18 protein-coding genes are annotated in these 17,774 nt (G+C 64.2%); 3 read left to right on the top strand and 15 right to left on the bottom strand.

Annotated elements, in window-relative coordinates:
* Positions 1 to 31: 31 nt before the first annotated feature.
* The 11 genes from ribB to N0B51_RS11340 are packed head-to-tail and all read right to left on the bottom strand — an operon-like array spanning position 32 to position 12,135.
* Positions 32 to 1,189 (bottom strand): 3,4-dihydroxy-2-butanone-4-phosphate synthase, encoded by a 1,158-nt coding sequence (gene ribB / locus N0B51_RS11290; protein ID WP_259962468.1) that lies wholly within the window; start codon positions 1,187 to 1,189, stop codon positions 32 to 34.
* Entirely contained in the window at positions 1,189 to 1,791 is a 603-nt protein-coding gene (locus tag N0B51_RS11295; protein ID WP_259962469.1) for an NADPH-dependent FMN reductase, read from the bottom strand. The genes ribB and N0B51_RS11295 overlap by 1 nt, the downstream gene beginning before the upstream one ends.
* Entirely contained in the window at positions 1,788 to 2,564 is a 777-nt protein-coding gene (locus tag N0B51_RS11300; protein WP_259962470.1) for a cyclase family protein, read from the bottom strand. The genes N0B51_RS11295 and N0B51_RS11300 overlap by 4 nt, the downstream gene beginning before the upstream one ends.
* 2 nt (positions 2,565 to 2,566) lie before the next feature.
* Entirely contained in the window at positions 2,567 to 3,493 is a 927-nt protein-coding gene (kce, locus tag N0B51_RS11305; RefSeq protein WP_259962471.1) for a 3,5-dioxohexanoate:acetyl-CoA acetone transferase, read from the bottom strand.
* Positions 3,490 to 4,293, bottom strand: coding sequence for an ester cyclase (locus N0B51_RS11310; RefSeq protein WP_259962472.1), 804 nt, complete (start codon positions 4,291 to 4,293; stop codon positions 3,490 to 3,492). Before N0B51_RS11310 ends, kce begins: the two co-directional genes overlap by 4 nt.
* A complete protein-coding gene (locus N0B51_RS11315; protein WP_259962473.1) occupies positions 4,290 to 5,801 on the bottom strand; it encodes a class I adenylate-forming enzyme family protein in 1,512 nt (503 codons plus the stop codon). The genes N0B51_RS11310 and N0B51_RS11315 overlap by 4 nt, the downstream gene beginning before the upstream one ends.
* Positions 5,801 to 6,976, bottom strand: coding sequence for an acyl-CoA dehydrogenase family protein (locus tag N0B51_RS11320; protein WP_259962474.1), 1,176 nt, complete (start codon positions 6,974 to 6,976; stop codon positions 5,801 to 5,803). The genes N0B51_RS11315 and N0B51_RS11320 overlap by 1 nt, the downstream gene beginning before the upstream one ends.
* A gap of 17 nt (positions 6,977 to 6,993) precedes the next feature.
* Positions 6,994 to 7,839, bottom strand: a complete 846-nt coding sequence (locus N0B51_RS11325) for a 3-hydroxyacyl-CoA dehydrogenase family protein (RefSeq protein ID WP_259962475.1) — start codon at positions 7,837 to 7,839, stop codon at positions 6,994 to 6,996.
* Entirely contained in the window at positions 7,836 to 8,609 is a 774-nt protein-coding gene (locus N0B51_RS11330; RefSeq protein ID WP_259962476.1) for a crotonase/enoyl-CoA hydratase family protein, read from the bottom strand. The genes N0B51_RS11325 and N0B51_RS11330 overlap by 4 nt, the downstream gene beginning before the upstream one ends.
* A 2-nt stretch (positions 8,610 to 8,611) precedes the next feature.
* Positions 8,612 to 9,778, bottom strand: a complete 1,167-nt coding sequence (locus N0B51_RS11335) for an LLM class flavin-dependent oxidoreductase (RefSeq protein ID WP_259962477.1) — start codon at positions 9,776 to 9,778, stop codon at positions 8,612 to 8,614.
* 38 nt (positions 9,779 to 9,816) lie between these two features.
* Positions 9,817 to 12,135: a TonB-dependent receptor gene (locus N0B51_RS11340; RefSeq protein WP_259962479.1), complete on the bottom strand. Its 2,319-nt coding sequence runs from the start codon at positions 12,133 to 12,135 to the stop codon at positions 9,817 to 9,819.
* A gap of 301 nt (positions 12,136 to 12,436) precedes the next feature.
* Between N0B51_RS11340 and N0B51_RS11345 the strand changes: the two genes are divergently transcribed.
* Complete coding sequence (locus N0B51_RS11345) at positions 12,437 to 13,087, top strand: TetR/AcrR family transcriptional regulator (RefSeq protein WP_259962480.1); 651 nt, start codon at positions 12,437 to 12,439, stop codon at positions 13,085 to 13,087.
* On the opposite strand, the gene N0B51_RS11350 is transcribed toward N0B51_RS11345, so the two are convergent.
* Positions 13,081 to 13,827, bottom strand: a complete 747-nt coding sequence (locus N0B51_RS11350; RefSeq protein WP_259962614.1) for an SDR family NAD(P)-dependent oxidoreductase — start codon at positions 13,825 to 13,827, stop codon at positions 13,081 to 13,083. The two genes, N0B51_RS11345 and N0B51_RS11350, sit on opposite strands and share 7 nt — an antisense overlap.
* 195 nt (positions 13,828 to 14,022) lie before the next feature.
* On the opposite strand from N0B51_RS11350, the gene N0B51_RS11355 reads away from it, so the two are divergent.
* Both N0B51_RS11355 and N0B51_RS11360 read left to right on the top strand, forming a co-directional pair.
* Positions 14,023 to 14,760 carry an SDR family NAD(P)-dependent oxidoreductase gene (locus tag N0B51_RS11355; protein WP_259962481.1) on the top strand — a complete coding sequence of 246 codons (738 nt, stop codon included), beginning with the start codon at positions 14,023 to 14,025 and terminating at the stop codon, positions 14,758 to 14,760.
* Positions 14,757 to 15,434 carry a glutathione S-transferase N-terminal domain-containing protein gene (locus tag N0B51_RS11360; RefSeq protein WP_259962482.1) on the top strand — a complete coding sequence of 226 codons (678 nt, stop codon included), beginning with the start codon at positions 14,757 to 14,759 and terminating at the stop codon, positions 15,432 to 15,434. The genes N0B51_RS11355 and N0B51_RS11360 overlap by 4 nt, the downstream gene beginning before the upstream one ends.
* Before the next feature lie 28 nt (positions 15,435 to 15,462).
* On the opposite strand, the gene N0B51_RS11365 is transcribed toward N0B51_RS11360, so the two are convergent.
* The 3 genes from N0B51_RS11365 to N0B51_RS11375 form a co-directional block, all read right to left on the bottom strand.
* The gene (locus tag N0B51_RS11365; RefSeq protein WP_259962483.1) at positions 15,463 to 15,813 is read right to left on the bottom strand and encodes a metal-sulfur cluster assembly factor; all 351 of its coding nucleotides are present in this window, start codon (positions 15,811 to 15,813) and stop codon (positions 15,463 to 15,465) included.
* Positions 15,806 to 16,915, bottom strand: coding sequence for an amidohydrolase family protein (locus N0B51_RS11370; RefSeq protein WP_259962484.1), 1,110 nt, complete (start codon positions 16,913 to 16,915; stop codon positions 15,806 to 15,808). Before N0B51_RS11370 ends, N0B51_RS11365 begins: the two co-directional genes overlap by 8 nt.
* Before the next feature lie 185 nt (positions 16,916 to 17,100).
* Positions 17,101 to 17,754, bottom strand: coding sequence for a TetR/AcrR family transcriptional regulator (locus N0B51_RS11375; protein ID WP_259962485.1), 654 nt, complete (start codon positions 17,752 to 17,754; stop codon positions 17,101 to 17,103).
* Positions 17,755 to 17,774: the final 20 nt, after the last annotated feature.

The raw sequence follows: 17,774 nt of genomic DNA on the forward strand, positions 1-17,774 counted from the left end.
GACCGTGCCGCTCGCCAGCCTTAGGATCGGTTCAGTCTCGCTCGCTGCCGGCGACCGGCATGTCGTTCTGGAGCATCCGCAACACGTTCCCTTCGTCCTCGAGAGGAGGGATCGGCCTACGCCCCACGATCGACAGTCCATAGCCCTCGAGCGCGACGAGCGTCTGAGAGGTATTGGTCAGCAGGATCATGTCGTGGACCCCGATGTCCGCCAGGATCTGGGCGCCGATGCCGTAAGTACGATCGTCCATGGGCGGCCGAGTCGGGGTGACCATGTTCTCGAGATCGCCCGGTTGCTGCGCAGTCAGCAGAACCAGCACGCCGGCGCCCTCCCTGCCAATTTCGGCCATCGCGCGCTGGAGCAGGCGCTTGCGCGGGCCCGGTTTGCCGAGCATGTCATGGAACAGCGATGCGGCGTGCATCCTGACCAGCGTCGGGCGATCGCGCTCGATGGTGCCCTTCTGCAGGACGACCGCTTCGTTGGAATCGACCTTGTTGCGGTAGATCATGACCTTCCACTCGCCACCGTAATCGGAGGTCAGCGTATTCGTGGTGGCCCGCTCGACCAGGTGATCGTGATTGCGGCGATACGCGATGAGGTCGCGGATGGTGCCGATCTTGAGACCGTGAGTCGCTGCGAAGATCTTGAGATCGGGCATGCGAGCCATCGATCCGTCGTCGTTCATAATCTCGCAGATCACCCCAGCCGGGATGAGACCGGCAAGGCGCGCCACGTCGACCGCCGCCTCGGTGTGTCCTGCGCGCACGAGGACCCCGCCATCGCGCGCGGTAAGGGGAAAGACGTGGCCCGGGGAGACGATCTCCGATCGCGTCGCGTTCGGCCGGATCGCGACCGAGATCGTCCGCGCCCGGTCTGCAGCGGAAATGCCGGTGCTCACCCCGTCGCGCGCCTCGATCGACACGGTAAAGGCGGTCGAATGGCGCATTCCGTTGTCGCCGCTCATAGGACTGAGGCCGAGATTGGTCACCTGCTCGCCGGTCATCGCGAGGCAGATGAGGCCACGGCCGTGCTTGGCCATGAAATTGACCGCATCCGGAGTGGCCATCTGGGCGGGGATCACGAGATCACCCTCGTTCTCGCGATCTTCGTCGTCGACGAGGATGAACATCCTGCCGTTGCGGGCCTCCTCGATGATCTCAAGGGCGGATGCCAGATCGATGTCAGCCATTACGAACTCCCGGGGTGGTCCTGCCATGACGCACGGACCTGCTGTGCGAGCCAGTAGATCTGTTGCGCCTGCGCGGTGCAACTCGCGCGTACCGACGGATCCTTCACGGTCCCGTCGACATCGAACACGGCTTGTTCAACGGTGTTCACGGTCACGCCGATCGGGGTGGGCCAGCCGCGCATGGCATGAACGATACCCCGCAATGCTTGCAAGGTGATTCCGCACGCCTGCCAACCTGCTGCGACGACGACGAGGCCGACCGGTCGTTCGCTGAAGTAGACCCGCCGGTCGTCGCGCAGGTCCTCGAGTAGGTCGAGGGCGTTCTTGACCAGCCCGGACACACCCCCGTGGTAACCGGGCGAGCCAATGACGAGGCCATCGGCCTGGCGCACCGCATCGACGAAATCGCTCTGGGCGTCGCTTCGGGCAGGATCTTCGGGGCAGAAATGGGGGAGCGCCGCCAGCTCGGGACCACCGAACATGCGCGTGGTCGCGCCGAGCGCCTCGGTCTCTTCAAGCACGCATCGCACGATGCGTTCGCCGGAGGAACCGGCGCGGGTCGAGCCGCCGATGCCGACGATGAAGGGCGGGGCTGCGCTCATCGGTCGAATATCGCGACCGCGCGGGTCCAGCCTGCAGAGGCTGCCCGGATCTTCATCGGAAAGCAGGCGATCGTAAACCCGGTTGGCGGCAAGGCCTCGAGGTTGTGCAGTTTCTCTAGGTGACAGTAACCGATGTCGCGCCCGGCCTTGTGGCCTTCCCAGATCAGGCTGGGATCGCCGGTCTGTTCGTAACGTTCGCGTGTCCGCTCGAAGGGAGCGTCCCAGCTCCATCCATCCGTGCCGGTGACGCGCACACCCCGCTCGAGCAGGTACATCGTCGCTTCGTATCCCATCCCGCATCCCGCGCTGACGTAGTCGTCGTGACCGTAGCGCTGTCCCGCCGCCGTGTTGACCACGACGATCTCGAGCGGCGAAAGCGCGTGACCGATGCGTTCGAGCTCATCCGCGACATCCTTGTCGGTGACTACGTAGCCGCTGGGGAAATGTCGGAAATCGAGCTTCACGCCCGGCTGGAAACACCAGTCGAGCGGCACCTCGTCGATGGTGATCGCGCGTTCACCGCCGTTCATCGTGGAAGCGTAGTGATAGGGTGCGTCGAGGTGGGTCCCGTTGTGGGTGATCAACTCGACCCGCTCGATCGCCCACGCCTCGCCATCGGGCAGGTCTTCGGGCGCCAGGCCGGGAAAGAATCCCACCAGTTCGGGCACCGACATCCGGTGATCGATGTATTCGATCTTCGGCCGGTACGCCGGGGGATCGGAAATTACGTCGTTTTCGAGAAAGATCGACAGGTCGACGATGGTGCGCGCCATGCTCAGAACTCCACCCGGTCGCTGCCCTTGAGGCCGAGCATTTCGCGCGCCTCGGTCGGGGTGGCCGGTTCTCGCCCCATCTCGCACAGGATGCGGACAATCTTCTCGACCTGCTCGGCATTGGAGGCGGCGAGCACTCCGCGCTCGATGAACAGGCTGTCCTCGAGGCCGACGCGGACGTGACCGCCCATCAGCCCAGCCTGGGTCAGGAACGGCATCTGGTGCTTGCCCGCCGCAAGGACCGACCACTGGTAGCTTCCGGCACCAAACAGCCGGTCGGCGGTCGTCTTCATAAACATCAAGTTCTCCAGATCGGGACCGATCCCGCCGAGAATCCCGAAGATCATCTGGATGAAGAAAGGCGGCTTGACCGCGCCGGCGTCGACGAAGTGAGCGAGGTTATAGAGGTGGCCGACATCGTAGCATTCATGCTCGAACCGGGTGCCTGCTTCGCCCATCGTCCGCAGGATGGTGGCAATGTCCCGAAACGTGTTGCGGAAGATGAAGTCGTCCGAATTGACGATGTAATCACGTTCCCAGAGATGTTTCCACTGATCGATCCGCCGGGCGGCGGGGAACATCGCGAAATTGATCGTTCCCATGTTGAGCGAGCACATCTCGGGCTGGAACGTGGTGGCGGCCTTCAGCCTTTCGTCGAGCGGCATGGTGGCCGACCCGCCGGTGGTGATGTTTATGATCGCGTCGGTACGCTGCTTGATGACTGGCAGAAACTGGCGATAGACTTCCGGATCGCCGGTCGGCCGCCCGTCTTCAGGCACCCGGGCGTGCAGGTGCAGGATCGCGGCACCTGCCTCTACCGCGGCGATGCCCTGTTCGGCGATCTCCTCGGGCGTAACCGGAAGGGCGGGCGACATCGTGGGGGTGTGCGCACCGCCGGTCACCGCGCAAGTGATGATTGCCTTGTTCATCCCGCGCTCCGCTGACGGTCGAGAAGATTCCTGTGCAGGCCGAGGCGGTCGGCCGACAGCTGGGCCCGCGTCACGCGGCCGTCGGCGACGTCGAGCATTCCCGCCACGCGAAATTCGACCGGCGTGCCGACCAGTTCTGCCCCGATGTCGTCGAAGCCGCCGGCATAGGAGCCTCTGAAGACGAGGTGCAGCGCGGCGCGGTCGCCTGCGGTGAAGAGGTGGGAAACCGTCACTTCGGCAGGGGTGATGCAATCCTCGAAGCGCGGTCCGCCGCTAGCTATCTGGTCGACCTCCGGCCGCTCGAGCAATCCGGTATCCCCGGTCCATGACCGCACCGTGCGCTCGGTTTCCTCCGATGGGGGCAGGGGGGGCGCATCCCAGGGACAAGGGTGGGGCGGCAGAATGGCGTCGCATTCGCGCGATTTGATCTGCCGTTTGCGCGCGAGATAGTCTTCCTCGGCCCAGCCGTGCGACAGCCGCCCTCCAGCCATCTGGAACAGCGTGACGCCGCCCCAGGTCGATGGGACTCCGTCGCGCAACGATACCCCGTGTTCGGTGAAGCGCATGGCCACGCCCGCAGTGCCGATAATCGTGTCATGTACCGTGACGCAGAGCCCCGGAAACTGGTCGAGCTGCGCGGCGGTTGCCGGAAGATAGCTGTCGTCGCGCCCATCCAGCAGGAAGCCGCCGATCGAAAGGCGATAGCCCGGGTCCATGACCCATTCGACCGCCGCGACATCGTGCGAGGTCAGGAAATCGACTGCAAAGCCGCGCAGGAGCCGGGCTTCCTCGCAGATCATCGCGAGCCTGCCGTGTCGAGCTCGCGCAATTCGCGCTTGAGAATCTTGCCTGACGCGTTGCGCGGCAATTCCTTCACGAAGCGGATCGACGTCGGGCACTTGTAATGCGCCAGTCGGTCGCGGGTGAACGCAATCAGGTCGGCTGCGCTCGCCTCGCCTCCCTCGCGCAGGATGACGTAGGCACACGGAGTCTCTCCCCACTTGGGGTGAGGAACTCCGATCACCGCGACTTCGGCGACTGCCGGGTGGTGCAGCAGCACGTTGTCGATCTCGCTCGGGTAGATGTTCTCGCCCCCCGAGACGATCATGTCCTTGTAACGGTCCTGGATGAACAGGTAGCCCTCCTCGTCTGCGTAGGCGGCGTCGCCAGAGCAGAGCCAACCATCGGGCGTTACCGCCCGCGCGGTCTCCTCGGGCTTGTGCCAGTAGCCAAGCATGATCGCCGGTGACCGCATGCGGATTTCACCGGTCTGCCCCGCATCAACCTTTCGCCCGGTAGCAGGATCGACCAGTTCGAGTTCGACCCACGGCATAGGTCGGCCGCATGAGCGGAGGCGCTCGCCTTCATGCTCATGGGGCAGCAAGGTGACGGTCGTTCCCGCAGTCTCGGTCATCCCGTAGACGTGGACGAAACCACAACGGAAGGTCGTGCGAGCGCGTTCCAGAAGCTCCTCGCCGATGGGAGCGGCGCCGTAGAAGATCGTCCCGATCGGCGGCGGGGGGGCGCCGGTTTCGGTCACGTGGTCGACCAGTCGCTGCACGACGGTCGGCACGAAGAACCCGTGGGTGACACCATGGCGGCGCATCGTATCGATGACGGAAGACGGATCGGCACCCGGAAGGAGGACCGTTTCGCCGCCCTGGCTCAGCGCGAGCAGCGCGTAACCGATGCCGCCGATATGGAACAGCGGCATCGCGACGAGGTTCACGCTTTCCGAGGTGAACCCCCACAACTCGCCTGCCATCCGCCCGAGGTACGACAGGTTGCGCTGCGACAGCATCGCTCCCTTGGGCAAGCCGGTCGTGCCCGAGGTGTAGAGAATCAGGACCGGAATGTCCGCCTCGATCATCGCGGCTGGATCAGTATCGGCTGCCGCATCACGCAGCGCGGGGTAATCTTCGAGCGCCAGCCGATCGCGCCCGACGACCTCGTCGAGCAGCGGCGACAGGCTCGCATCGAGCACGATGAGGGAAGGGTCGCTGTCTTCGATGATCTGCGCGATTTCGCGCGGCGAGAGACGCCAGTTCAGGGGCACGAGGATCGCGCCGATCTTGGCACAGGCAAACAGAAGTTCGAACACGCTGGGGCTGGTCGGGCACAACAGCGCGACCCTGTCGCCGCAAGCTATCCCGCGCGCGGACAAGAGGTTGGCCGCCGCGTTGCTGCGCCGTTCGAGCGCACCGAAATCAAGCGTCTCGTCGCCGTTGGTCAGGCATCGCGCGTCCGGGCGCACTGCCGCATGGCGCCGCAGCATCGAGACGATATCGATCGGGGCCGCTTCATTCATCAGTAGCTCTTCGGCAGCCCCAGACTGTGCTGTGCGATGTGGTTGAGGACCATTTCGCGGCTGACTGGTGCGGTCTTGTGCAGGCGGGTGACGAACCACAGGTCGGCAAGACCATATTCGTAGGACAAGCCGTTGCCCCCGTGCGTCTGCATGGCTTGGTCGAGTGCCTTGAGCGATGTCTCGGCCGCAAGGAACTTGGCCATGTTGGCGGCTTCTGCCGCGTCTTCTCCGGCATCGTAAAGCTGCGCTGCCCTGGCCGCCATTAGTCGGGCCGACTGGACGCCGACATAGGCCTCGGCCAGCGGATGGGAGACGCCCTGATGAGCCGCGATCGGAACCTTCCAGACCGATCGGTCGCAGGCGTACTGGACCGCCTGGGCGATCGCGAAGCGCGCAATTCCGTTGTTGATCGCGGCGGCGGCGACGCGTTCCGGGTTGAGGCCGACGAAGACCTGGCGCAACCCGGCGCCGGCCTCGCCGATCAGCGCCTCGCGCGGCAGCTCGATGCCGTCGTAGAACACCGTGAACTGCTTTTCGGGAACGCTGAGCGCCGAATCGATCGGGTGCCAGCTCAGGCCCTTGGCATCGGTGGGGACGATGAAGAGCGAAAGCGCCGAGCGTTCGGGGGTCGAGCGGGCCTCGTCGCGGGCGACGACCAGCACGGCGTCGGATTCGTCGATCGCCGAGGTCCAGTATTTCGAACCCTGCAACAGCCAGCCATGAGCGGTTTCGCGAACGGTGGTGCTGATGTTGTGGGTGTTCGACCCCGCGTTGGGCTCGGTGATGCTGAAGGCCATCCGCTTCCGCCCGCTGGCGAGCCCGGGCAGCCATTCCTTCCGCAGTTCCTCCGAACCGAACGCGGCAATGATCGGCGCGCAGATCGAATTGATCACCAGGGCGAGCAGGGGGCTCCCGTGTGCGGCGACTTCCTCGATGACCACGTAGTAGTCGGCGAGACCGCCACCGCCGCCGCCGTGTTCTTCGGGAATGTGGACGCCCAGGAAACCCGCATCGCCGAGGGCGGCCCACAACTCGTCCGGTCGCTCGCCGCGCTTGACGACGCCCTGGAAATAGGACCGGCCGTAGTTGCTCATCAGCTTGGCGACGCTTTCGCGCAATGCGGCGTGATGATCCGACAAGTCGATTAGTGGGCCGTGGTAGAGACTGGCGCTCATTCGTTCCTCTTCAGGCTTCAGGCTTCCGGCCAGGTAAAGAACCCTTGGCCGCTCTTGGCCCCGAGTTTCCCTTCGGAGACCATTTTCTCGAGTATCGCGGGTGGAGCGAACCGGGCGCCGTGTGCCGCTTCGAGGGTTCGCGCGATGTCCAGACGCACGTCCAGGCCGACGATGTCGCTTAGGCGCAGCGGTCCCACCGGATGGCGATAAGCAAGCACCGCCGCCCGATCGATGTCCTCGGCGCTCGCCACGCCGCTCTCGAGCATCCGCATGGCTTCTAGCGAGGCGATGAGGTCGAGGCGGCTGGTGGCGAAGCCAGGAACGTCGCGGACGAGCAGCGCCTCCTTTCCCATCCAGGCGGCAATCGTGCGAGCGGCGGCGATCGTCGCGTCCGACGTCGCGTTACCCTGGACCAGCTCCACCAGCTTGAGCGACCAGACGGGGTTGAAGAAGTGCATGCCGATGAACCGGTCGGGAGCGGGCAGGCCGTCGGCCAAGCGGTCGATCGACATCGCGCTGGTGTTGGTCGCCAGCACCGCCGGGTTCCGCTCCGCCGCGGAGTCGAGCACCGCGCGCTTGAGATCGAACCGCTCCGGAACGGACTCGACGATCAGGTCCAGCCCGTCTGCCAAGGCATCAACGGCCGTGACGCGGGTCACGCGTGCCGTGAGGTCGGCTGCCTGGTCGGCGGACATCTTGCCCCGCCTTACGGCGCCGTCAGCCGCGTCCCCGATCGCCTTCCACATCTGGTTGGCACGGCCTTCGTCGGGTTCGACGACACAGACCTCTGCTCCGGCCTGCGCCATGACGTAGGCGATGCCGAGGCCCATGGTTCCCCCACCGATGACTGCGCCGCGGTTCATCGCCCGGCCCATTCAGGGATGCGCTTTTCGGCGAAGGCCCGCGCGCCTTCCCGGGCGTCCTCCGAGCCGATGACCGCTTCTGCGAGCGGCCGCTGGCGGTCCCAGATCTCGTTTTCCGGCCAGCCTGGCGCCTCGCGCACGATCCGCTTGCTCATCATCACCGAGAGCGGCGCGTTGGCCGCAATCTCTTCGGCTAGCGCCAGAGCGGCCTCGAGCGCACCGCCGGACGAGGCAAGCCGGTTGACCAGCCCCCAGTGATGCGCGACCGGCGCGGTCATCCGCGCACCAGTAAGGACGTATTCCAGCGCAATGGCCTGCGGTATGCGGCGCGGCAGGCGCACGAGCCCCCCCGAACCCGCGACCAGCCCGCGAGCGACCTCAGGCAATCCGAAAACGGCATCCTCCGCGGCGACGATCAGGTCGCAGGCCAGCGCCAGCTCGCAGCCTCCCGCCAGCGCGAAGCCTTCCACCGCCGCGATAAGCGGCTTTGCCGGCGGACTCTCGGTAACCCCCGCGAACCCGCGACCGGGCAATTCCGGGCGGTCGCCCTCGAGAAACGCCTTGAGGTCCATCCCTGAGCAGAACGATCCGCCCCGGCCGGTGATGACCGCCACGCGAAGGGCGGGATCGGCATCGAGATCGTCCAGAGCGCCGGCAATGGCGCAGGAAACGGCCGCATCGACCGCATTGCGCCGCTCGGGCCGGTTGATGGCGATCACGAGGACCGCACCGCGCCGCTCGATCGCGACGGGCTGCTCACCCGCAGACATCGTCAGTCCTTCGATTGGCCGTGCTTGGCGGCGAATTCGCCGATTGCCGCCTGCTGCTGGGCGGCCAGCTTGTCACGCACCGCGCGGGTGGCGATCTCGCTCTGCTTGAGCCGGTGGTTGGTCTTCTTGAAGTGCGGGATGACGTAGTCGCCGAAGATCTCGTAGTGATGCTTCTTGGCGGCCCACGGGGCCCAGTTGTGATCGAACAGCAGGAAACAGCCGAACCCGCCATTGGACAGTTCCTGCAGGTTCTCGATCTGCTCGACCGCTTCCTGCCAGGTGCCGATCACGGCCGCGCCGGTGGACATGGCCCACTCGATGTATTCGCCGATGCTGTTACCCGTCGGGGTAAGCTGCGGGGTGGAGGCGGTGTGCTGCAGGTAGTCGCAGAACTCGCGCAGCCCGTATTCTACGTCCTTGATCGCCTGATCTTTGGTGTCGGCGAGGTGCATCAGCCCGACGAGCCGCCAGTTCTTGCGGTCGACCGTCTTCCCGCACTCCTTGGCGCGTTGCTCGGCGACGTCCCAGTGCATCGCGAGCACGTCGACGCCGGCCTTCATCGTCGCGCCGATCGAGAGCAGGCCGGCACCGTGCGTGCCTGCCAGCCGGGGTCCGGACGGGGACACGATAGCCGCGGCGGCCACTTCGGGATGCGGATCCTGGTAGAAGTCGAGCTGAAGGCGCGCATCAACGAGCTTGTACCGGTCGGTTTCGATCGAAATCGGCTCGTTGCTGGTCATCAGGTGCATCAGCACCGCGGTGTCCTCCTCGAGTGCGTCACGCTGCTGCGAGGGATGGATGCCTATCATTCCGGCATCGGTCGCCAGCGCGCCGGGCCCGAGGCCGAGCATGACCCTGCCGCGCGTGAGATGGTCGAGCATCGCGAGACGGTCGGCCACCCACAGGGGATTGTGATAGGGAAGGGATACGACGCCAGTCCCGAGGCGAATGTATTTGGTCTGCGCGGCGACGTGCGCGATGAACAGCATCGGGTCGCCGATGGGCTCTGCACCGCCCGAGTGGTGTTCGCCGAACCAGGCCTCGTCGAAGCCGATAGTGTCCATCAGCTGGACGATTTCGACATCACGCTGGAGTGCATAGGTCGGATTGTAGTTCACCGGGAGGTGATGCGGGGGAAGGAAGCTTCCGAAGCGCAAACGGTCAGACACTGTGCGTTCCTTTTTCGATTGTGGCCAATGGTGCGAAGTCAGAAGTTGAAGCGTGCTTCGGCAAGGACCGTCCGAGGCTCGCCAGGAACGGCGGTATTGACCGCGAAGAGACTGCTGAAGGCAACGCCGCCCACGTAGTAGACTTCATTGAAGGCGTTCTTTAGGTTTACCGCCAGCGACCAGCCGGCGGTTTCGTCTGCGATGCCCAAGCGGAAATTGGCGATCGAGTAGCCGGGGAACCGGGACAGTGGGTTGAGGTTGGTACCGGTCGAGCTGAACCAGGTTCCGGTCTGGGCATAGAGGTCGCCGCGCAGCGATCCCGTCAGCCTGTCGGTTACCGGCACCGAGAGGTCGGCGTAGATGGCGCCCGACCATTTCGGGGTGTCAGGATAGGTTTCGAAAGCGACTGACGGGTTGCCGAGGACAGCCACGACATTGTCGGTGAAGCGGGCGTCGGTGTAGTTGAGGTTGCCGCCGATCGAGAGGCCGCTGACCGGGCTGATCGACGCGTCCATCTCGAAACCGGTGATCTCGGCCTTGGGTACGTTGACGGTGATCCCCGCGAGGCTGCCGAAGATCGAGACGTAATTCGACCGCTGGATGTTCTCCACCCACATGTTGTAGGCGGCCAGGTTGAATCGAACGGGCACACCTACGTCGCCCTTGTACTTGAGCCCCAGTTCCACGTCGGTGGCGACTTCGGGACGGTACTCGCCGCCCGCCTCGTTTCCGAAGCCGGGCACCGGCGGCGCGAAATAGTTGAAGCCGCCACTCCGGTTGCTGCGGCGGGAAGCCGCGTAGAGAAGGAGGTCCGAGTTGGCCTGGTACTGCAAGCCGAGCGTCCAGCTCGTGCTGTCGAAGGTGTCGCGCTGCGGATTGATGAACGCGGGGTTCGGATTGGTGATGAAGAAGTCGTCGGGCTTGCGGAAGAATTCCACCTTCTCCGACGAGATGCGCGCACCGGCGGTAAAACCGAGTCCCTCGATCCCCACGATGTCACTGAGATCGAGCGTGCCCTGGGCATAGCCGGCAATCGTCTCGTTGCGCGTGATGCCGTTGTTGATCTGGATCGTCTCGGGGATGAAGGGCTCGAACTCGAAGATGTGACTGGACGAACGCGTGTCGTCCTTTTCCTTCGAATAGTAGATGCCGGCGACATAATCGAGCCGACCCCCGAAGAGCTTGCCGAGAAGCTGCAGTTCCTCGGAAAACTGGCGCAGCACGCCGCCGCGACCGAAGGTGCCATTGTCGTCGGCCGGGAATACGGTGCCGTCGAACTCGCCGGCATCCTGCTGCCGTCTGCGGACGTAACCAATCACGTTCTTGATCGTCGTGTCAGGCCCGATCTCGAACTTGGTGATGTTCGAAGCGACGAATACTTTGGACCGATGAAAGTTCGGCGCGTCGAGGTTCACGAGGAAGGGCCCGCGCTTCTGCTGGGCTGCGATCTCGGCGTCGAATCCGAGGGGATTTACCCCCGGGTGCACAGCCAGGAACGCGTCCCAGGTTCCCGGGCCGAATACGCTGTCGACGGCGGGCGAATAGAACAGGCCGGTCGGAACGAAGGCCGGGGAAGCGCTGGCGGGTCGGCCCGAATAGGCGACCGACGACAGGCTGTTGCCGCCCGTGTGCGCATAGTCGATGACCAGGTCGTTGACGATCGAGGCCGCCGGCTTGAGCGTAAGGGAAGCCCGGACGTTTTCGCGGCGGATGTTCCCCAGGCGCTCACCGTTGAAAAGGTTGAACTGGAAGCCATCCCGGCGCTGGAAGAAGCCGGCCACGCGCAGCAACACGCTGTCGTCGACCAGCGGCACGTTGAGGGCACCCTCAGCCTGGAAATGATCGTAGTTGCCGGCCCGGCCGAGAACGTATCCTTCGAACTGGTTGGTGGGCTTGGCGGTGGTGAACAGGACCGCGCCGCCGGTCGAGTTACGGCCGAACAGCGTGCCCTGGGGGCCCTTGAGTACCTGGATCGAGCCGAGGTCGAAGAAGGCGGTGGATCCTGCTCCGCCGACCTGCACTTCGTTTACATAGGGCAGGACGCTTGGTCGCGAACTGCTGAATGCGTCGACGGTCTGGCCTCTCAGGGAGTAGTTGAGCTGGTTGCTCGTCTGCCCGACGCGGACCGTAAGGCCCGGCACTGTCGACTGGAGATCGCTTTCGGTGACGATCGCGCGTTCGGACAGTGCGTCGCCGCTGAGGGCGGAGACGGCGACCGGCGTGCGCTCGAGCGTCTCTTCGCGCCGCTGGGCGGTGACGATGATCTGGTCACCGACGTTGGCATCCTGGGCCGCGGTGGGCGCGGCCGGGACCGCCTCCTGCGCGAATGCCGGCGCCGCCTGAAGCGCCAGGGCCATCGAAGTCGATAAGATCAGATCGCGTCCACGAAATGCCATGGCAATTTCTCCCGTTCTGGGCGGCTGGCGCCACCGATAATGCCCTGCGACTCTCTGATCGCATCGGCTTTCCTGGGGCGGGCGTCGAGGCGAGGCCGCTTCGCTTGCCGCAGGCTCGACTCAGGAATTACACACTAGTGTTGAAACCGTCAACACATCTATTGACTAGGGATGCGGGCGGGTGGCAATCCACGGCCCTTCGACGAACGTGGGGAAACCCATTGCCTCTGGTTTCGAAGGGTAAGGCGTGGCAAATCAGGTTATGAACGATTCCCAGCCGCCCAAGCGGCGCTCGGTTCCCGCTGCCGATCGAAGCGCCTCCTTCGAGGCCAAGAGGCGCGAAATTGCCGAAGCAGCCGTCAGGGTATTCGACCGCGTGGGCTTTCAGCGCGCCACAATGGCCGCGCTCGCCGACGAGATGGGGGTCGATCGGTCCTCGCTCTACTATTACATAACCTCAAAGGAAGAACTGCTCGACGAGGTCCTGCGGACCGTGGTCGAGCGAAACTTCATGCTTGCCGAGAAGATCCGGCACAGCAACGTCAGCCCCCGCCGGAAGCTGCGCGATTTCATCATCATGTTGATGACGTCCTACGGCGAGCATTACCCCTTGTTCTACATATACATTCGGGAGAACCTCAGCCACGTGAGCGGCCCCCGTTCCGAGTGGTCGGTCAAGATGCGCGACATGAACCGGCAGACGACCGAATCGCTGGTCGCGATCATCGAGGAAGGGTTTGCCGACGGGAGCTTTCGCCCGATCGGTAAGGCGCACGTGATCGCTTACGGGATCTTCGGAGTGGTAGGCTGGACCAGTCGCTGGTTCAAGCCCGACCGCAGTGACGCCTCCGCGGAGGAGATAGGCGCAACTTACGCCGAAATGGTCCTGTCCGGCCTCGAATCCCCCTACTGAATGGTCATGCCCGCGTCGATCACGTGCTCGGCACCGGTGATGTAGGATGATTCGTCGGACGCCAGGAAAATCGCCAGATTGGTGACCTCTTCGTCGGTGCCGATGCGCCCGAGGGGTATCATGCTCGTCGCGTCGCCGCCCTCTTCGCCCGCGGCCTCGACCATCATGGGGGTGTATATGAAGCCGGGATGCACCGAGTTCACCCGGATGTTGTACCGCCCGTATTCAACCGCTGCCGCCTTTGTCAGGCCACGCACCGCGAACTTGCTTGCGACGTAGGCCGCGTTCGGAAAGCCGTAGTTCGCGACGATTCCGGAAATCGAGGACACGTTCACGATCGAGCCGCGCTGTTCGGCCACCATGCTGGGAAGCACGGCTTTCATTCCAAGGAATATCCCGTGCTGGTTGACCGCGCAGACCCGAGCATATTCGGCTTCTTCGAGTTCGGCGAGGGGCGCGGTGGGGCCGAGAATCCCGGCGTTGTTGACCAGGATGTCGATCTTGGAGAAGCAGGAGATTGCTTCGCGGGTGACGTCCTGCCAGCCGGACCAGCTGGCGACATCGTGTTCCATCGCAAGGGCAGCGCTCCCGAGTTCCTCTGCAAGGGCGCCAACCAGGTCGGCGCGTTGATCGGTCAGAACGACTCGAGCGCCTTCGCGGACGAATCCGCGCGCGTGCGCCGCTCCCATCCCTCGCGCTGCTCCGGTAATGATGGCGGTCTTCCCCTCGAGGCGGCCCATGACAGTTCTCCCAAAACAGCGGCGGTCTCGCGCGCTTGATCCAAAATGGCCGCGCATTCGGCAAAATGTCAACATTAGTGTTGACTCGCGAGGGGCGTGAAGTTCAACATTCTTGTTGAAGAGCGCTGCGGTCAGCTTTCGCAACGGCGTGGCGCGCATTTGGGCAGTCCGGACATAAGACGGAGAGGATCGGCAATGGGGCGACTGGCGGGCAAGGTGGCGGTGGTTACCGGTGCCGGATCGGGCATGGGTGCGGCGACCGTGGAGCGATTCTGCGCCGAGGGGGCCAAGGTCGTGGCCGTCGACTGGTCGGGCAACGAAGAGGACGTCGCTCGGCACTGCGGCGCTTCATGCGTCCCGATGCGTGGTGACGTGTCGCAGGCGGAATCGGTCGAGCAGATGGTGGCACTCGCTATCGAGCGCTTCGGTGGTCTGGACATCCTCTACAACAATGCCGGCATCCAGGGTCCGATCGTCGACACGGCCGAATACGACGAAGACGATTTCGACAAGGTCATCGCGGTCAACCTGAAGGGGGTCTTCCTGGGGATGAAATACGCGATCCCCGCGATGCTGGAGCGCGGGGGCGGCTCGATCATCAATACATCATCGATGGCATCGCTGGTGTCGTTCCCCGGCATGTCCGGGTACTGCGCCTCAAAGGGCGGCGTCTCGATGCTGACCAAGCTCACGGCGGCGGAATATGCGGCCCGCGGCATTCGCGTGAACGCAATCCTGCCCGGCGCGATCGACACGGGCATGACCCAGTCGATGCCAAAGGATTACATCGACGGTGCGGTCGCGGCCACCTTGATGGGGCGGATCGGACGGCCTGACGAGATCGCCAGCCTCGCGCTGTTTCTCGCAAGCGATGAATCCTCGTTCATTACCGGCACCCTGACACCGGTCGACGGCGGGTACACGATCGTATGACCGGGCAGGGTGGATACCGGCTGATCAATGCCCGGCCGAGCCCGTTCGGGCGCAGGGTGGCGATCGCGCTGATCGAGAAGGGCGTGGACTTCGAAGTCACCTACGATGTTCCCTGGGGGCCGGAAACCTGCACCCCGGAATACAGCCCGTTCCAGCAGCTGCCGATCCTCGTCACGCCGGAGGGCGAGACGCTCTACGAGTCAGGCTTCATTCTCGAATGGCTTGAAACGAAGATTCCCTCGCCGCCACTGCTTCCCGCGGACCCCGATCGGCGGCTCGAGGCAAGGCACCGGCAAATGCTCGGCGAACGCCTGATGGATTTCGCCCAGGCGCTCGTGTTCGAATACAATCGGCCCGAACCCAGCCAGCACTGGATCGAACGCCAGAGCCGCAAGGTCTTCGGCGGGGTGCAGGCGCTCGAGAAAGCCTACAGCGAGGGCGGGCGTGTCGCGGGAGATCCGCTCGACACGGGCGACATCGCGGCGGCCACGACGCTGCTCCTGTTCGATTTCATCGCGCCGGCGGGTCTCGGCCCGGACCTACCCGAATTTCGCTGGCGCGGCGCGGCGCCCGCGTTGACCGAAGCGGTCGAGCGGCTCGATCAACGACCTTCATTCGTTGCCACCCGGCCGCAGCCGATGGATGTCGACCTGAAAGCCACGGTCCGCACCTGAGCTGACCTCTGGCAATCCGGCCGGCGCCTCAGTCGGGGTGGAGCGATTCCATCTCCCGCACCCGAGCGGCGCGCAAGGCCCTGGCTTCGGGAGCGATGTCGTTCGGTGACCAGTCGAGCCCGTTGTCCGCGTGCAGCTCGACCGATGTCACTCCCGGCAAGCCACCCACGAGCCGCATCGCTTCCGCCTTGAAGAACCCGATCATGTGACAGAACGGTGAGGTCAGGCGCAGGTCGATCCGCACCTCGCCCGCCGGTCCGACGGCTACGTCCTTGACGAGCCCCATTTCGGAAAGGCCGAGCGGCGTCCCCGCCGCCAGGCTGCACGGGTCCTTGATCTCGTCGAGCGTGGTGCGAATGGCCTGGGCCAGATCAGGCATAGAGCGTATGCTCCGTGTTCGATTGGCCTAGCGTAGAGAACGGCGGCTTGACCGGCTCTCCGGGCGCCCGTGCGAACTCGTCGCCTTCGATCCCGCGCTTGAGCGCGGGAATGTCAAGGTCGTGTAGCCGCGCGAACGTACCGGCGAGGATGTTCGCCTTGTCCTGTTCGGTGATCTGCCGGATCGGCTTGAACAGGCCGGCCGAGTCGAGCAGGTCTTCGGGAAACTCGAACGCTTCGAACGCCTCGAGCGCGGGCTGGTTGTGCACGAGCGTGCCGCCCGTGCCCCAGTACATCCGCTCCAGCATGTCTGCGCCGCCGACGCGGCACAATCCCAGGAGCACCTCGGCGAATGCGCGTGGGCGTCGCTCGACTAGGATGTTCTGGATTTCCATGTTGATCGCTATGTTTCCGAACCGCGCTAGCAGCCAGGCGGTTTCCTCCATGAACGCGAGGCCGCCGTGGACGATCTCGAAATTGATGTCTGGAAAGTCGTTCGCCGCGTTCTCGATGTCGTTCGGATTGTACGCATCGCCCACCGCAAACGGACCGATGGGGACCGCCTTGTGCACCGCCACCGTGTTGATGCCGAGCTTCTGGGCCTTTTCGTAAAGCGGATAGATCAGCTTGGGATCGTCCATCCGCCAGCTCACCGGTCCCTTGCCATCCCAGCTGGTGGGATAGAGCTTGAGTCCGAGCGGCTTGTAGGCGGCGGCCTGTTCCTCCATGTCGCGCAATGCATCGGCGCCGCGCAGCGGATCGACGCACGCATAGGCGCCGATGAACCGGTTCGGCCACTTCGAGGTTCCCTCGATAGCCTTGGCGACTGACGAGTAGCCATCCTTGAATGCCGCGATCGCGAGCGGATGGATGATCGCCACGTCGATGTCGCTTTCATGGAACATGAAATTGGCGACATCGTCCATCTGCCAGTCGATCAGGTAATCTTCCCGGCTCATCGCGTAACGCGGGTCTGGCGGGTCGGCTGCAAGGTGGTAGGCCAGTTCCACCATCGCGTGGCCCAGAACCGGGTCTTCCCAGTTCGAGGGAAGATGGTTGTAGGCGTGCGCCACCGCGTCGATCACGAATTTGCCGCCGATCATAATTCTCTCCCGATGCGACCGCGCTCATTCCGAGGCCGGCCAAGTGGCGCAGGCAGAAAGTCCAGACGTTTTCGTAAGGCCCGTTCGATTAGCTCGGTCCGTGCCCTGCAGAAAACTGCTCTCTTCGCAGACACGAAGGTTACCGCGCCTCCAGAATATCTGTCAACGGTATCGTGGAAAAAAATTCAATACGGCGATTCCAGGCCCGCCAGCGCGAGTTCGGCAAAGGTCCGGCCCGCTTCCTCGGCGGATTCGCCCTTGCCGGGACGATACCAGCGATGCGACCAGTTCAGCATTCCGAGGATCCCGTATGCGACCATCCGCGCCGACCCAATGCGGCGAAGGCTGCGATCCTCGTATCCCTGTTCGATGATCTCGATGAAGGCGTTCTCGATCTGGCGATTGAGGCCACGCATGTGCTTCGACCAGTCCGAGCGGCTGTCGGCCACCTGGCGCAGGTCTTCGCGAATGTAGATGTAGAGCAGCGGATAGTTCTCGCCGTACGATACCATCATCGCCGCCACGAGCTCGCGCAGCTTTCGGCGGGGGCTGATCGGGCTGTCTGCGATACGGCGCGCCAGCGCGGCGTTTTCCTCAAGCACCGATGTCGTGATGGCATCGAACAGCTCGTCCTTCGACGAGAAATAGTAATAGAGCGAAGCCCGGTCGATCCCGAGTTCGGCTGCGACGGCGCTGAGGCTTGCGCCAGAGAAACCCTGGCGATGGAAGACCTGGATCGCAGCTTCGCAGATCTCCTTTCGCCGGGCCTGATAGGAAGCGCTCGAATCCTCGCTCGCAGCCTTCCGCCGCTGTCCGATAACGCTTGCCTTCTTGGTCATCGCGGTTCCTTTTCGATCGA

The sequence above is a fragment of the Tsuneonella litorea genome (assembly GCF_025154015.1).
GTDB lineage: Bacteria > Pseudomonadota > Alphaproteobacteria > Sphingomonadales > Sphingomonadaceae > Tsuneonella > Tsuneonella litorea.